The 16,072-nt window shown below is 33.5% G+C and carries 11 protein-coding genes; 6 read left to right on the plus strand and 5 right to left on the minus strand.

Annotation, left to right across the window (positions count from 1 at the left end; translation table 11 throughout):
* Positions 1–10 precede the first annotated feature (10 nt).
* Both typA and hemG read right to left on the minus strand, forming a co-directional pair.
* Positions 11–1,837 (minus strand): translational GTPase TypA, encoded by a 1,827-nt coding sequence (typA, locus tag H3S88_RS00095; RefSeq protein WP_025314826.1) that lies wholly within the window; start codon positions 1,835–1,837, stop codon positions 11–13.
* A gap of 155 nt (positions 1,838–1,992) precedes the next feature.
* Positions 1,993–2,526 (minus strand): menaquinone-dependent protoporphyrinogen IX dehydrogenase, encoded by a 534-nt coding sequence (hemG, locus tag H3S88_RS00100; RefSeq protein ID WP_086325998.1) that lies wholly within the window; start codon positions 2,524–2,526, stop codon positions 1,993–1,995.
* Positions 2,527–3,136: 610 nt separating this feature from the next.
* Between hemG and glmU the strand changes: the two genes are divergently transcribed.
* From glmU to H3S88_RS00130, 6 genes are all read left to right on the plus strand, one after another.
* On the plus strand, positions 3,137–4,516 hold the full coding sequence (gene glmU / locus H3S88_RS00105; protein WP_370528577.1) for a bifunctional UDP-N-acetylglucosamine diphosphorylase/glucosamine-1-phosphate N-acetyltransferase GlmU: 1,380 nt from the start codon (positions 3,137–3,139) through the stop codon (positions 4,514–4,516).
* A 3-nt stretch (positions 4,517–4,519) separates the two neighbouring features.
* Entirely contained in the window at positions 4,520–6,352 is a 1,833-nt protein-coding gene (gene glmS, locus H3S88_RS00110; protein WP_198226564.1) for a glutamine--fructose-6-phosphate transaminase (isomerizing), read from the plus strand.
* A 272-nt stretch (positions 6,353–6,624) separates the two neighbouring features.
* Positions 6,625–7,935: an AbiH family protein gene (locus H3S88_RS00115; protein WP_198226562.1), complete on the plus strand. Its 1,311-nt coding sequence runs from the start codon at positions 6,625–6,627 to the stop codon at positions 7,933–7,935.
* A gap of 882 nt (positions 7,936–8,817) precedes the next feature.
* Positions 8,818–10,692, plus strand: coding sequence for a PTS mannitol transporter subunit IICBA (locus H3S88_RS00120; RefSeq protein ID WP_198226560.1), 1,875 nt, complete (start codon positions 8,818–8,820; stop codon positions 10,690–10,692).
* A gap of 83 nt (positions 10,693–10,775) precedes the next feature.
* Positions 10,776–11,936, plus strand: coding sequence for a mannitol-1-phosphate 5-dehydrogenase (locus tag H3S88_RS00125; RefSeq protein WP_086326002.1), 1,161 nt, complete (start codon positions 10,776–10,778; stop codon positions 11,934–11,936).
* 7 nt (positions 11,937–11,943) lie between these two features.
* Positions 11,944–12,495: an MltR family transcriptional regulator gene (locus H3S88_RS00130; protein WP_086326003.1), complete on the plus strand. Its 552-nt coding sequence runs from the start codon at positions 11,944–11,946 to the stop codon at positions 12,493–12,495.
* Between the two features lie 537 nt (positions 12,496–13,032).
* Here the strand turns inward: H3S88_RS00130 and H3S88_RS00135 are convergent.
* The 3 genes from H3S88_RS00135 to H3S88_RS00145 all read right to left on the minus strand — a co-directional run bounded on the left by H3S88_RS00135 (position 13,033) and on the right by H3S88_RS00145 (position 16,070).
* Complete coding sequence (locus tag H3S88_RS00135; RefSeq protein WP_144093096.1) at positions 13,033–13,959, minus strand: hypothetical protein; 927 nt, start codon at positions 13,957–13,959, stop codon at positions 13,033–13,035.
* Between the two features lie 10 nt (positions 13,960–13,969).
* The gene (locus H3S88_RS00140) at positions 13,970–15,475 is read right to left on the minus strand and encodes a hypothetical protein (protein WP_198226558.1); all 1,506 of its coding nucleotides are present in this window, start codon (positions 15,473–15,475) and stop codon (positions 13,970–13,972) included.
* A gap of 286 nt (positions 15,476–15,761) precedes the next feature.
* The gene (locus H3S88_RS00145) at positions 15,762–16,070 is read right to left on the minus strand and encodes a hypothetical protein (protein WP_198226557.1); all 309 of its coding nucleotides are present in this window, start codon (positions 16,068–16,070) and stop codon (positions 15,762–15,764) included.
* Positions 16,071–16,072: the final 2 nt, after the last annotated feature.

Raw genomic sequence — 16,072 nt, forward strand, 5'->3', positions numbered from 1 at the left:
TTCACCCAGGTTAGTCTTTATTATTATTTCTAAACGCACGTTTACGGTCATTCTCAGTTAAATGACGTTTACGTAAACGGATAGACAGTGGCGTTACTTCCACTAATTCATCATCATCAATAAATTCTAACGCTTGTTCTAATGACATTTTGACTGGTGGTGAAAGTGTCGTTGCTTCATCAGTACCAGATGCACGCATATTAGTTAATTTTTTACCAGTTAAACAGTTAACGGTTAAATCATTTGAACGTGTATGAATACCAATAATTTGACCTTCATAAACTTCAGCACCATGACCTAAGAATAATTTACCACGATCTTGCAAGCTATAAAGCGCATAAGCTAGTGCTTTACCTGTACCGTTTGAAATCATAACACCATTAATTCGTTGACCAATTTCGCCTGGGCGTACATCGTCATAATGACTAAAAGTAGAATAAAGCAAACCAGTACCTGATGTCATCGTCATAAATTCAGTTCTAAAACCGATAAGACCACGGCTTGGAATAACATAATCTAAACGCACACGACCTTTACCATCAGGTAACATATTGGTTAGATCACCTTTACGTAAACCAAGTGCTTCCATCACAGAACCTTGATGTTGCTCTTCAATATCAAGAGTTACTTGTTCAAATGGCTCTTGTCTTTTACCATCGATCTCTTTGAAGATTACTTTAGGTCGAGAAACCCCAAGTTCATAACCTTCACGGCGCATATTTTCAATTAATACGGATAAGTGTAATTCACCACGACCAGACACTCTAAATGCGTCAGGGTCTGGCGTTTCTTCAACTCGAAGTGCCACATTATGTACAAGCTCTTTCTTCAAGCGCTCAAGGATTTGGCGAGAAGTTACAAATTTACCTTCTTTACCCGCAAACGGTGAGCTATTAACATTAAAGAACATCGTAACAGTTGGTTCATCAACGGTTAATGGAGGTAGCGCTTCAACACAACTGTTATCACAAATCGTGTCAGAAATACCTAACTCACCAAGACCAGTTAACGCAATAATATCGCCCGCTTCGGCAACTTCTGCTTCATAACGTTGTAAGCCTAAATGACCCAGTACTTGCCCAACTTTACCAGTACGTTTATTACCTTCACTATCAACAATAGTTACTTGTTGATTTGGTTTTACGCGACCACGTTTGATTCGACCAATACCAATTACCCCAACATAATTATTGTAATCAAGTTGAGAAATTTGCATTTGGAATGGTCCATCTAAATCAACTTTTGGTGGCTCAACATGTTTAACGATTGCTTCAAATAATGGCGTCATATCTTCAGCCATATCTTCATGATCTAAACCAGCGATCCCCATTAATGCAGAAGCATAAACAATAGGGAAATCAAGCTGTTCGTCAGTTGCACCTAAATTTACAAACAGATCGAATACTTGATCAACAACCCAATCAGGACGAGCACCCGGACGGTCAACTTTATTAATAACCACAATTGGTTTTAAACCATAAGCAAACGCTTTTTGCGTTACAAAACGGGTTTGAGGCATTGGTCCGTCCATCGCATCAACTAACAGTAATACTGAGTCGACCATTGACATAACACGTTCAACTTCACCACCAAAATCAGCATGGCCTGGGGTATCAACGATATTGATACGATAATCATTCCAGTCAATCGCTGTATTTTTAGCTAAAATAGTAATACCACGCTCTTTTTCAAGCGCATTAGAATCCATTATACGTTCGTTGTCGTCACCACGCAGATTATCTAGCGTACCTGACTGTTTTAATAATTTATCAACCAAAGTTGTTTTACCATGGTCAACGTGCGCAATAATGGCAATATTTCTTAAATTTTCAATCACAATTAAAATCCCAATTAGGAGATAGATTCTTTAGGCGCGATATTGTACACCTTTTTAGCCCAAATGTTGATCTATATCACAAAGTTTATTTAAAAGAGCATTATCATTTGATAAAGTCAGAAAAATACTAATCTATTTTGACAAGAAGTTTCAGGTTAACTACACGTTTGAGTATAAAATAGTGCGGCAAATTGATCGACTTTAGCCCAATCAGTATATTCAATGATAGGTTTAGTCACATCTGTATCGCCTTTACCTAACCACATAATGAAACGAACCATATTACGGTCAAACCAATTATATTTTGGATAATAAAGCGCACCAGCAAAAACGGCTTTAATGGTTGGTTGCCATGCAATTTTAGCTAAGAATTTTCTTGTATATGAATTCGTTTCAGGAGTATTTTTATGTGGCTTTCTGGCTACAACATTCACACCAAAAAAACCCGATCTCATTTTATTTAATTGCTGATAATTATCATCAATAAATTTTTTCATTACTTTACTATAAAATCCATAACGAATAGAACAACCCAACAAAACGGCTTGGTACTTGGTAAGATCGATATTAGTACTAGGTAAAAGCTCAATCACATCACAATCACATTTACTGGCTAGTTGATTTTCGATGCGCTGCATAATTTTAAATGTTTGCTTTTCGTGAGTAGTATAGAGTAATAAAACTTTCATTTTTTAAATTTCCTATTAAAGGGTTTATACCTGCCTCTTTTTATTTCATTTGATAGTGGTTAACTGATTATAAGGATTGCAAGCGTAAACTATTATATATAAACATTGAAAATTAATCAGTACTTTATCTGTACTTATATCATCACAACTCAGTAAGTACGACTAACTTGACTCCCCTTTTTTGGAATTCATTATCTTTTTTGTTTAAAAAGTAGAATATAGATCGGAACAATTTTCAATTGATACATGGATTGAGATTATCGTCTGTTTAAGCGTTAACCAAGCATTTTAGATAAATCATAATAACTTTCTTATCGTGCTTATCATTTTTTATATAACTTTGGATAGATCTTAATGGAAACAACCTCCATTGCTTTTTTATTAGTCATCCAAATATTGCCTCTATTTTTATCGAAATTGAAATATCGACTTAACTCTAGAATCTATATTGATAATATTTTTTAGAATCTAATTTCACAATTAAGAAAGATAATAATAAAACTACATTTAACTTTTTTTATGATAAAAATTAATAAATTGTGGATGATTTAATAAAAAACTTTGATTATAGTATTATGCTAATTTAACCTGAGCGGAAATAAATATGGCAATTTCAACCCCAAAACTTAGTGCAATTATTTTGGCGGCAGGAAAAGGCACTCGGATGTATTCCAACCTTCCTAAAGTTTTACATAAAATCGGTGCTAAACCAATGCTTCAACATGTAATTGATACAGTTGAACAACTTAACACCAATCGCATCAATATTGTTTACGGTCATGGTAAACAACAGCTTGAAAATGCACTTAAAGATCAGCCTGTACAATTGGTCTATCAAGCTCAACAGCTTGGTACTGGGCATGCAGTACAACAAGCTATTCCTTATATTGAAGATGACGAAGATATCTTAATTTTATATGGTGATACTCCACTTATATCACTACCTACCCTACAAAATTTAATTGCGAGTAAACCCAAACAAGGTATTGCATTACTGACCGTTATACTTGATGACCCTACTGGTTATGGGCGTATTGAGCGAAAAGATGGCAAGGTTGTTGCGATTGTTGAGCAAAAAGATGCTTCACCAGAGCAGCAAAAAATTAATGAAGTTAATACTGGCATTATGTTGGTGACGGGCAAACTGTTAAAAAACTGGCTAGCGCGCTTAACCAATGATAACGCACAGAAAGAGTATTATTTGACTGATGTTATTGCTTTTGCTTATCAGGACGGATACGAGATATTGACCTCTCATCCAATAAAGCAATTTGAAGTTGAAGGTGTGAATAATCGATTACAGTTAGCCACATTAGAACGACACTATCAACATCAACAAATACAAAACTTATTGCTTGCTGGCGTCACACTGCTTGATCCTAACCGTTTTGATTTACGTGGCACACTAACCCATGGCAAAGATGTGGTAATTGATTGTAACGTCATTATTGAAGGTAATGTCAAACTAGGTAACAACGTTACTATTGGCGCAGGCTGTATCCTAAAAGATTGTTGCATTGATGATGATTCAATCATCAGTCCATACAGCATAATTGAACATTCAACCATTGCACAGCAATGTACAATCGGGCCTTTTGCACGATTAAGACCTGGTTCAGAGCTTGATGAACAAGTGCACGTTGGCAACTTTGTTGAACTTAAAAAAGCACACTTAGGTAAAGCAACCAAAGCTGGACATTTAAGCTATCTTGGTGATAGCGAAATTGGCTGTAATGTCAACATTGGTGCAGGCACTATTACCTGTAATTATGATGGTGCCAATAAATTTAAAACTATCATTGAAGATGATGTATTTGTGGGTTCAGATACCCAGCTCATTGCCCCAGTTAAAGTTGGTAAAGGCGCAACTATTGCTGCGGGCACCACTGTAACCAATAATGTTAATGATAACGAATTAGTCGTAAGCCGAGTTAGACAAAAGCAATTAAGTGGTTGGAAACGTCCAACCAAAATAAAAAACGAGGGATAAACTATGTGTGGTATTGTGGGCGCTATCGCCAAGCGTGATGTAGCAGAAATATTATTAGAAGGTTTAAAAAGATTAGAGTATCGCGGTTATGATTCTGCGGGGCTTGCTATTATTTCTCCAGAAGGTGAACTGCAACGTATTCGTCGTGTTGGCAAAGTTCAAGCTCTGAAAGATGCTGTTGAAGTGCACCCACTGAAAGGTTCAATCGGTATTGCTCACACTCGCTGGGCAACACACGGTGAACCGGTCGAACATAATGCCCATCCACATGTTTCTGGATTTATTACTGTAGTGCATAACGGTATTATTGAAAACTTTGAAACATTACGAGAACAACTTATTGCTAAAGGTTACCAGTTCCGTTCTGAAACCGACACAGAAGTTATTGCTCATTTAATTCATGACATCATTGCCACTGAAGATTGCTCATTATTTGAGGCTGTACAAAAAGCCATACCACAGTTGCGCGGAGCTTATGGTACTGTGATAATGGATACTCGTAATCCTGATATATTAGTCGCTGCCCGTTCTGGTAGCCCATTAGTCATTGGTTGTGGTATGGGCGAAAATTTTATTGCCTCAGATCAGCTTGCATTACTTCCTGTAACACGTCAATTTATCTTTTTGGAAGAAGGTGATATTGCCCTCATTAGTCATCGTACAATCACAATTTTAGATAAAAACTATCAGCAAGTCACCCGCCCTCGTATTGAATCCGATGCTAGATACGACGCAGGTAGTAAAGCGGGTTACAACCACTATATGCAAAAAGAGATCTACGAACAACCTAATGCCATAAAAAATACCCTTGAAGGTCGTATGGCACATGGCAAAGTGGATTTATCAGAACTCGGAGAAGATGCCGAAAATATTTTAAAGCAGGTAGAACATATACAAATTGTCGCATGTGGTACCGCTTATAATGCAGGTATGGTTGCTCGTTATTGGTTTGAAGCATTAGCAGGTATTCCTTGTGATGTTGAAATAGCTTCAGAATTCCGCTATCGCAACCCAGCACGTCGAAAAAATAGCTTATTTATCACGTTATCGCAATCAGGCGAAACTGCTGACACTTTAGCTGCCCTAAGGCTAGCGAAAGAAAACAATTACCTAAGTACACTCGCAGTTTGTAATGTGGCAGCCTCAACCCTTGTACGTGAAGCTGAATTGGTACTATTAACTAAAGCTGGGGTAGAAATAGGCGTTGCATCCACAAAAGCATTTACGACTCAATTAACGGTATTACTGTTATTAGTTGCCAAATTAGGGCGCCTAAATGACATGGCAGAAAGCACCGAGCAAGCCATTATACACGCCTTACAGACCTTACCAAATCGTATTGAACAAGTATTAATGTGTGAACCGCAAATTAAAAAACTAGCAAGCCATTTTGTTAATAAGCATCACACTCTATTTTTAGGACGAGGCGATCAATACCCAATCGCCATGGAAGCATCACTAAAACTAAAAGAAATCTCGTACATTCATGCCGAAGCCTATGCTGCTGGTGAACTCAAGCACGGTCCTTTAGCATTAATTGATGCAGATATGCCAGTAGTAGTTATGGCTCCTACTAACGAAATGTTGGAAAAACTAAAATCCAACATTGAAGAGGTTCGTGCCCGCGGCGGTCAACTTTATGTATTTGCTGAGCAAGATGCAGGTTTCGTCAGCGACGATACCATGCATATCATCAATTTACCTCATATTGAACAGATCACTGCGCCAATCTACTACACGGTGCCAACCCAATTACTGGCTTACCATGTTGCATTAATCAAAGGCACAGACGTCGACCAACCAAGAAATCTAGCAAAATCGGTAACGGTTGAGTAAATTTGCTAAATAAAATTTGAGAACTTAGTTTATAGTTTTGATATGAAATTAAAACTAACGTTCTCAAATTCACTCATTAAAAAACTATGAATAACAACCCTCTTTTGCTGATTAAACTGTCAGTATTTACTTACCAATAACTTGCGAGTTCTTTCAAACAAAAATTGGTTAACTTAATAAATCTAATTTTTATTTTGTATAAAAATTAGATTTTTTTGTTAAAACAAATATAAAATAATATTCTTATTGGGATGTTTTGTTGAAAGGAAGAAATGAGTGAAGTAGAAATGAATAGATTAATATTAATTGGAAATGGGTTTGATTTGGCACATGGATTGAAAACGTCTTTTTACGATTTCATTAATTATTGCGCTTTTGAAATGTTAAATGTAATAAGTGAAAAATATAAAAAAAGGAATATAGATAATCACTTTTTAGTTTCAAATGATATAGTTGATATTAAAGCCATTAATGAGAATGCTGAAAATATAAAAAATATTTTAGACTACGTAAGAGATTCAATACGTTTCAATGATTTAGAGAAAGGAGAAGAATCTTTCATTGGAAAATTAGAAGAAAGATTCTCATATTTTAATTTGGATAAAAAATATGCTAAATATTTTACAGATAGAAATTATTCTGAGCATTTTAATCAAATTTATTCTGATGAAAATTTTCATAAGCAATTTAAAAGTTTTTATGGTGAATATGGACACACATTGAATTATCTAAATGGTGAAATAATAAAGAACAAACTTTTCAAATTTATTTTTTATAATTGTAAAGTCGATAAAAATTGGGGTGGCATTGAACATGACTTTTATCAAACTTTGCTTAATGTTGAGGAATTTTATAAAGAAGAGAATACACAAAGTAAAAAAATAGATAAACTAAATAAAGAATTTAAAAATATAATTGACTGTTTTATTTATTATATGAAAACGGTTGTATCTAAGCAAAAGACTGAAATTTTATCAAAAATTGCCAAACATCTTATGCAACCCGTAAATGACGACGAATTATCTACTCAACTTAGAGATCCAACTGATCAACTGCCTATTGTGATAAGAAGACATATGTTTTTGAATTTTAATTATACCAATACGGTAGAGAAATATATAACAAAAAGTCCAGTAAACGTTGAAGAAAAACATGATTTAATGCATGTTCAAATACATGGCAGACTAGAAGATACTGCTAGTGGAATTATCTTTGGTTATGGTGACGAATTAGATAGTTCATATAAAGAATTAGAAGATAAAAATGATAATCGATATTTAAAATATTCAAAATCATTACATTATTTATATCAAGACAATTATCAAAAATTATTAGATTTTTTAGAGGGAGATAGTTATCAAGTCTATATATGGGGACACTCTTGTGCGACTTCTGACCGTGTTTTACTGCAAACAATATTTGAACATAAAAACTGTGTCAGCATTAAACCTTTTTATTATCAAGATAAAAAAGGAAATGATAATTTTGCGGATTTATGTGCCAATATCAGCCGAAGTTTTACTGATAAAAAGAAATTTAGAGATTTAGTAGTAAATAAAGAATATTGTGAACCACTAACCTAACTTAAGTTATTCATTCGGAATTTTTACTATTAAAAGCTTTGCTAAAATTAAAAATTAGTTTTTTATAAACACCAATCCAAAAGGCTTTATTCATTCATCGAATTATTTAATGATCTGTTTTTTAGTACAAAAAAGAATAAAACAGATCATACTGCAATGTTTTCATTTTAAGCATAAAATTTTTTTATTGTATAGATGAGTCAATATTTCTGTCCCATTAAAAATAAGTTATTTAAAAAATATAATTAACCTTTATTTTAAATAAAATGGATGATAAATCAATTTATTATGCAAAAAAATTAATAATGCATTATAAACAGATTTAATGAAAACTAATCATTAAACAATTAAAGGTTTATTAATACTCGTAGCAATAATTATTTCGTTAGTCTGTTATTTTGTCTTAAATTGACAGCTATTGGGAATTGTTAGAATCTTTATTGTAACTGGAATAAATTATTTTTCAGCCAAAAAAGGAGCACAATTTAAAGAAGTATTAAAAAATAATATAAATGACAAATGCCCGTTGCATACATTAAAAAAACACTTTGAAATTAGCACAAACAATTTTTGATTAATCATCAGTAAAGAAAATTAAAATCAAAAGCAAATTAAGCCGATAATGGTTTAATTACTATGAGTTATTATCGATTAAAATCAAACAACCATCTAAAACCATTAGCATAAAATCTATGCCAAACTTTCTTAAAATCATTTATCCGTACTAACAATGTGATCTAAATCACAAAACCATAAAATACCCTATATTTTGAAGTGTGATAAAGATCACATTTACTATTTTTTTTAGATGAATATGGTTAATAAACCCCTCTACAATAACAGCATCATGATTATATCAATCAACAAGGAAAGATTAATTTTATGACAACATCAAACATTAAATTAAAGGTCCAAAACTTTGGGCGATTCTTAAGTAATATGGTGATGCCTAATATCGGGGCTTTTATTGCTTGGGGATTTATTACCGCAATTTTTATTCCAACAGGTTGGTATCCTAATGAAAATGTTGCCAAACTTGTTGCCCCAATGATTACGTATTTATTACCATTATTAATTGGATACAGTGGCGGTAAATTAGTTCATGGCGAACGCGGGGGCGTTGTTGGCGCTATAACGACCATGGGGGTGGTTGTTGGTGCATCAATTCCAATGTTCTTAGGCGCAATGATTGTTGGCCCATTAGGCGGCTGGATGATTAAACAATTTGATAAAGCCGTAGACGGTAAAATCAAAAGTGGCTTTGAAATGTTAGTAAATAATTTTTCAGCAGGTATTATCGGTATGCTCCTTGCTTTACTGTCATTCTTTGCCATTGGACCTTCAGTAGTTGTCGCATCTAGTGTACTGGCGAGTGGCGTTGACTTTATGGTACAACATAATTTATTACCACTTACCTCTATTATTGTTGAACCAGCAAAAATCTTATTTCTAAATAATGCAATTAACCATGGTATATTTTCACCACTTGGTATTCAACAAGCAGCCGAGCATGCACAATCCATTTTCTTTTTAATTGAAGCGAATCCTGGACCAGGCTTGGGATTATTACTTGCCTATATGTTTTTTGGTAAAGGTGCGGCAAAAGGTTCAGCAAGTGGCGCGGCAATCATTCACTTCTTTGGTGGTATTCACGAAATTTATTTCCCATATGTGTTAATGAATCCTCGTTTAATTATTGCCATGATTTTAGGTGGGATGACGGGAGTATTTACACTTACCCTTTTTGGTTCTGGCCTAAGTTCACCCGCTTCACCTGGTTCAATTATTGCCATATTAGCGGTGACTCCTAAAGCTTCAATGCTTGGTGTAAGTATCTCAGTTATAGCCGCAGCAACGGTATCATTCCTTGTCTCAGTAGTATTATTAAAAACAACTAAAAATGCAGATAAAAGTTTTGAAGATGCGCAATCAGATGTTATAGCAATGAAAGACGAATCCAAAGGATTAAAAACAGAAACGTTTAATCTTGGTAACGTAACAAAAATTGTTGTCGCGTGCGATGCAGGAATGGGATCGAGTGCAATGGGGGCGGGTGTATTGCGTAAAAAAGTACAAGATGCCAACCTAGATATTAATGTTATCAACCTTGCAATCAACAATCTAACTTCCGATGCCGATATTGTTATTACTCATAAAGATTTAACTCAACGAGCCAAACAATATGCACCAAATGCCCATCACATCTCATTAACTAATTTCTTAGATAGTGATTTATATAGCCAACTTGTGAACGAATTGGTTGCAGCACAAGGCGTTAGCAATACGAATAATAGTAATATTGCAACATCAACAGATAGTAACCAGCCGTTATTTAAATTAACAGAAAAGGATATCTTTTTAGGATTAACGGCTCAAAACAAAGAAGAAGCAATCCGTTTTGCTGGACAAAAATTAGTGGATAACGGCTATGTTAAACCCGTGTATATTGAAGCAATGCTCGAACGTGAAAGGCTAACATCAACCTATCTTGGTGAATCCATTGCTGTACCTCATGGCACAATTGAAGCCAAAGACAGTGTAATCAATACTGGTATCGTCTTTTGCCAATATCCTGCTGGGGTAAAATTTGGTGAAGAAGCGGATGACAAAGCCAAAATCGTTATCGGAATTGCTGCTCGCAATAACGAACATTTAGATGTGATAGCCAAATTAACTAACGCGTTGGATGATCCAAACATTATTGCCAAACTATCAAGCACAACCCACTTTAATGAAGTGTTAGCAATATTAAGTTAAATATTACATCACAATGACTTCCCCGCTCTACTGCGGGAAAGTTGTTTAATTAATTACATTCAATAAAAATTAAAGGTAAAAAAATGCAAGCATTACATTTTGGCGCTGGCAACATTGGGCGCGGATTTATCGGTAAACTATTATCAGATGCAGGTGTTCATGTAACGTTTGCTGATGTTAACGAGCAAGTGATTAATGAAATCGCTAAACGTCACCAGTACCCGGTTAATGTAGTAGGCGAACAATCAACCACCGAAATCGTCCACAATGTTGACGCTATTAATAGCTCATCAAACGAAGTAAGTGACTATATTGCGAAAGTTGATTTAGTGACTACCGCAGTGGGTCCACAGATTTTAGCTCGCATTGCTGAAAATATGGCAAAGGGATTAATTGCAAGGCATCAGCAAGCCAACACTGCCCCTCTTAACATCATCGCTTGTGAAAACATGGTACGAGGAACCAGCCAATTTAAACAAGAAATATTTAAATATATACCTCATGAACTCCACCAATGGATGAACAATCATATAGGCTTTGTTGATTCAGCCGTTGACCGCATCGTACCACCGGCAACCTCTAAAACAGGGGACATATTAGAAGTCACAGTTGAAACATTTTCCGAATGGATTGTCGATAAAAATCAATTTATTGGTGATATTCCACAAATCAAAGGTATGGAGCCAGTTGATAACTTAATGGCATTTGTCGAACGTAAATTATTTACCTTAAACACAGGTCATGCCATTACCGCTTATTTAGGATTTTACAATAACATTGCGACCATCCGCGATGCTATTTTAGTTGATAGCATTCGCGCTGTTGTACAAGGAGCCATGCAGGAAAGCGGTCAAGTACTGATAAAACGTTACAATTTTGACCCAGCTAAACATCAAGCTTATATTGAAAAGATCCTCACACGCTTTGAAAATCCATATCTCCATGATGATACGGCTCGTGTGGGTCGTCAACCCATTCGCAAATTAGGATCTGGCGATCGATTAGTGAAACCGTTACTTGGCACATTTGAGTATGAACTAAAGAATAGTAATTTGCTTATCGGCATTGCTGCAGCCTTAAATTATCGCAATGATGACGACGATCAAGCCACCGACCTAACCCGAGAAATTAGCAACAAAGGGGTTGTTCAAACATTTTGTGATATTTCTGGTATTGAAAGCAATAATCCTATTGTTAGTCAGATTGAACAACTTTATACTGCAATGCAAAATCATCAATATTAATTAGCCGATGCTAGAATCGATATTAGCAGAAGATACAATACTTGAAAAACTTAACCAGCAAGCTGATATACACAGCTTGTTGGCTGAAGCTATAAAAATGATTAATCACAGTGTTAATCAATTAATTATAAAAGTATTTCGTAAAGAACCACACGCCATAAAATTTGTCATACCATCACTAATTGGTAAAAATGGCCCACTCAATGATACATCCGTGTGCTTAAAATTACTTTATGCGCTAGGCATCATAACGCGCGAGGAGTATGAAGATATCGAGCTATTAATTGCCATATTAGATGAACTTGACCATGACGATAAAAAATACTCCTACCTCGACGATGAAATATTAGGTCCGATTAGTCTATTACATGATATGGTATTACCGCCTAATTGGGATTCACACCATCAAAAAGCCAAAGAGTCAGGTATTGTCGACACATTAAAATCATCCATGTATCAAAATCGTTATCAACAAATGATACGCTCTGCATTGATTATTGCCATTACGGATCTGACAGTCAGAATTATTAATAAGCAGAATATTAACTATTTTCCTTAAGGGATTAATGCTAAAAAGATATTTATTTAAGAAAAAAACAGAATAAAGGCTGATTGATTAACTGAGTGCTGATCTTAACAAAGAATGAAAAAGTAGCAGTATCGTGAATAATGTATTCTTGCCAACCGCATTCATGTTAAAAAAATTTACCTACATTTTCAATTCACAATTTAATCGTGACATGCTTATTTTGGATTAGATATCAGTTAGACAACAATGCGATAGTGTCTATCAAACTATTAACCCAAAATTAATTTTTTTAATTTCCAACATCTACCATGTTTACTTAAAGTTAAGAAAGTTAATTTAAATCTTAATTTACACACTATAATGACAAATAAAACAGATAGTCATAGATAGAAAATTGTAATTTCTTGTAAAAAATATTCAGGAGTTTATACCGTTTCAAAATAATTTCACAATAAAATTAAACTACTACTGCTGCATAAATCTATATTAAAAATCATCAAGAGTTAAAAGAAGTTTCCTTTATTTTCCATAATAAAATAACTCGCTATAACAAATATTGAATTTTTTTTATTTATTCATTACGACGGGCTCGAATTTATACTGCGTTTTTTCAGTTACCAATTCATCAAGTTTATCTAAAAATAGTTTAATTTCATTATCCTTATAATAGGGAGAATGGTCATTCCAGATAACGCAATCATTTAGTTTAAAACAGCTTTCTATTTTATATCCATCTTTGCCATTTTCTCTCGGATCTGAAAAATGGGAGCCTTTTAAAAACAAAGTTGGAAATAATTTGAAATAATCATGTTTACCTTTGTATTTGGTTTCGTTATTTTGTGTTAAACATTGAATTTCGCCATTAATTAGCTGGCATATTTCGTTTGCGTATTTAATTATTGCATTATTGGTAATTTTGTATAATAACGTTTCATTAAAAGGATAAGCGCTCAATTTATAGATATTAACTTCAGTTAAATCCTTTTTATCAAAAATCGCCTTAGTATATAGTTGACGAAATCGATGATAAGGTAAATAATCCTTATTCATTAAAATCACTTGCATGTCATCATATAAAGTATTAAATTCCTGTGGATAAGATTCACTATTCCATCTATTACAGCTTCCATCCGTAAAACAGATTTCCAATTCCGACTCATTATTATCAGCATTCTCGGGAGTGACATAATAAGATTTCGTTAAAAAAACATCTGGCACAAAATCATTAATATTATTATGCACTAAATATAAGCGTTCTTTAGGACAATAAAATGAATTACAATTTACCTTATCTTCTATTAATAAGAAATTAACAGTGAATTTAACCCTTGGAAAAATTATGATTTCAGTCGACCAATATTCTCGTGGTTCAAAAATGAAATTATACATAGTGACGGATATAATATTTTTACGCTTATGCATATCTGCTTCAGCAATAAAGCTAATTAGAAAAAACATCAATAATATTTTATAAAAAAGGCTTGTTAACTTCATGAGGTATTCCTTATTTTTTTTCAATACTTCGATCTTCGCGCATCTGATCCCATTGCCATTTATAAAATGAATACATTTTACCTCTGTAACGATTATCTTTTTGGTGTATGAGTGTTTTACCTTCACTAGTAGTATAAATAAGTTTTTTATCGACTAAATTATTAAATGTATGATGGAAATGGTAATCCATATAATTTTCAGTGTAACCATAATAAAAGACATACTTATTTTCTTTAAAAAGTGAGTATGTATGCTCTAAAGAAAACGTATGTGCAGCTTCGTGAACAAGCGTATGATCATTATTAAGACCTTGTGCAAATATAATTAAAATATTTCCATACTCAAATTTTGAACTAGATATTCCTTTTTTCGTATCACCTGTAGACATACCATAATAATCCCCAGGTGATAATGTAGTAAATAAGAGATAAGTATAAAAATGTCCATCCCCATCGACTAATCCTCCTTCTGGTCGATTTTTTCCATAATTGTCATATAAATCGCGTAAGCGTATAGTTACATCTACAGCAGAATCGCTATTTTCTATATAGGTTTTCTTTTTTATATCATCTAAAAAATTTCTAACATCATAATTACTCTCAACATTAGATAATTTAACCAGATCTAACTCTTCACCTAAAATAACTTCCGTTCTAATCATAGCTTGATTAAAAGATTGACAGTTATAAAGATCATCCAATGATTTATGCGCCTGAGGATATATTTTATTACCTTTTTTATCATATTCAGTTATCACATTTACCACTACAATTTTGGCTTTACCGATATTATCATTTTGATATACCATTAGCTTACCGACTTCAACTTTCGTTGGCCCTTGTTTTGCAAAAACTCTGATCTCTTCATGCTTCTTAAGAGTATCGCCAAAACATTTAATATTTACGGTGCTATCGAGTTGATAATAATTAATTGTTGGTGTACCAGTATTTTTATCAAGTGAGCGAGGTTTCTTTGGTGTTTGTAGAAAACGTGAAATAGAAATTTTATTAGGAGTAATTTTTAAACATGGTTTACTAGGTTCGAAAATAATCTCTGTACCATCATCAATAATCTCATCAATTTCATCAAGTTGCAGGGTTAGATTAATCCCATCTTGATGCATTGTCGATCCAGCATTCCCTGTAACGTTACAAGCAAAAATTGACAACCATGCTGGATAGTAATCTATTCCATAAGGTGTAAATGGATTTTTTTTATTTTTCTTATCGTTATAATACCTATATTCTTTTCGCAAATCGTCAGGATTTCTGCATAAGGGTACCGCTTTATTAAAGTAAACAAAATTCTTAATCGACTTAAAATCAACATCTACCTTTTCCATTGGATAAATATATTCATCACGTAACCAATCAAAACCATATTCACCTCGATAAATATAATTACTTTTTTCTTTAAGTGTATCAGACCGTCTAAAATGAATAGTAAATTTTCGCAAACAAGAAGTTGAAGTTTGACCTACTTTTGAGCTAGGTGTAGGAGGTTTACATACTGCCATATCTACATTCCTTTTTAATTATATTTATAATTAATCATTAATTTATCTTTGTTGTCTATACAAAATAGCGAAATTAATTTGTATAGATACTTAAATTTTTCATTCTCTATTATTTATCCATCACGATAGGCTCAAATTGATATTCACTTTTACCTGCTAAAAGTTGATCGATTTTATCCAAAAATTCTGCGACATCTTTATCTTTACGATCTGGCGTGTTAGAACTAAATAAGTTGTTTATTCTATAATTAGTAATATAAATCTTATAGCCAGGCCCATCATATTCTTACATATTATAATCTTCATCACTTCTTAAATATCTTTCAGGGATTAATTGAAAAAGATTATGATGACCTGTGTATTTACTGTCAGGTTCATTAGCTGTGCAGCTGCTAACATTCTCGTTTTGAACACAAGTTAATGTTGCGTATTTAACAATATAGTTTTCAGCGATTTCATAGCGCATTCTTCCAACTGGTGCTTCTGGTGTTGAATCATAAATAATCATTCTTGCATTATAAGTATCAAATATTTTTGCATTAGCAATAAAACTGAAAAAAATAAATAACCAACCCCAAAATATCTTTGTTTTCATCA

The sequence above is a fragment of the Gilliamella sp. B14448G11 genome (assembly GCF_016101765.1).
GTDB lineage: Bacteria > Pseudomonadota > Gammaproteobacteria > Enterobacterales > Orbaceae > Gilliamella > Gilliamella apicola_N.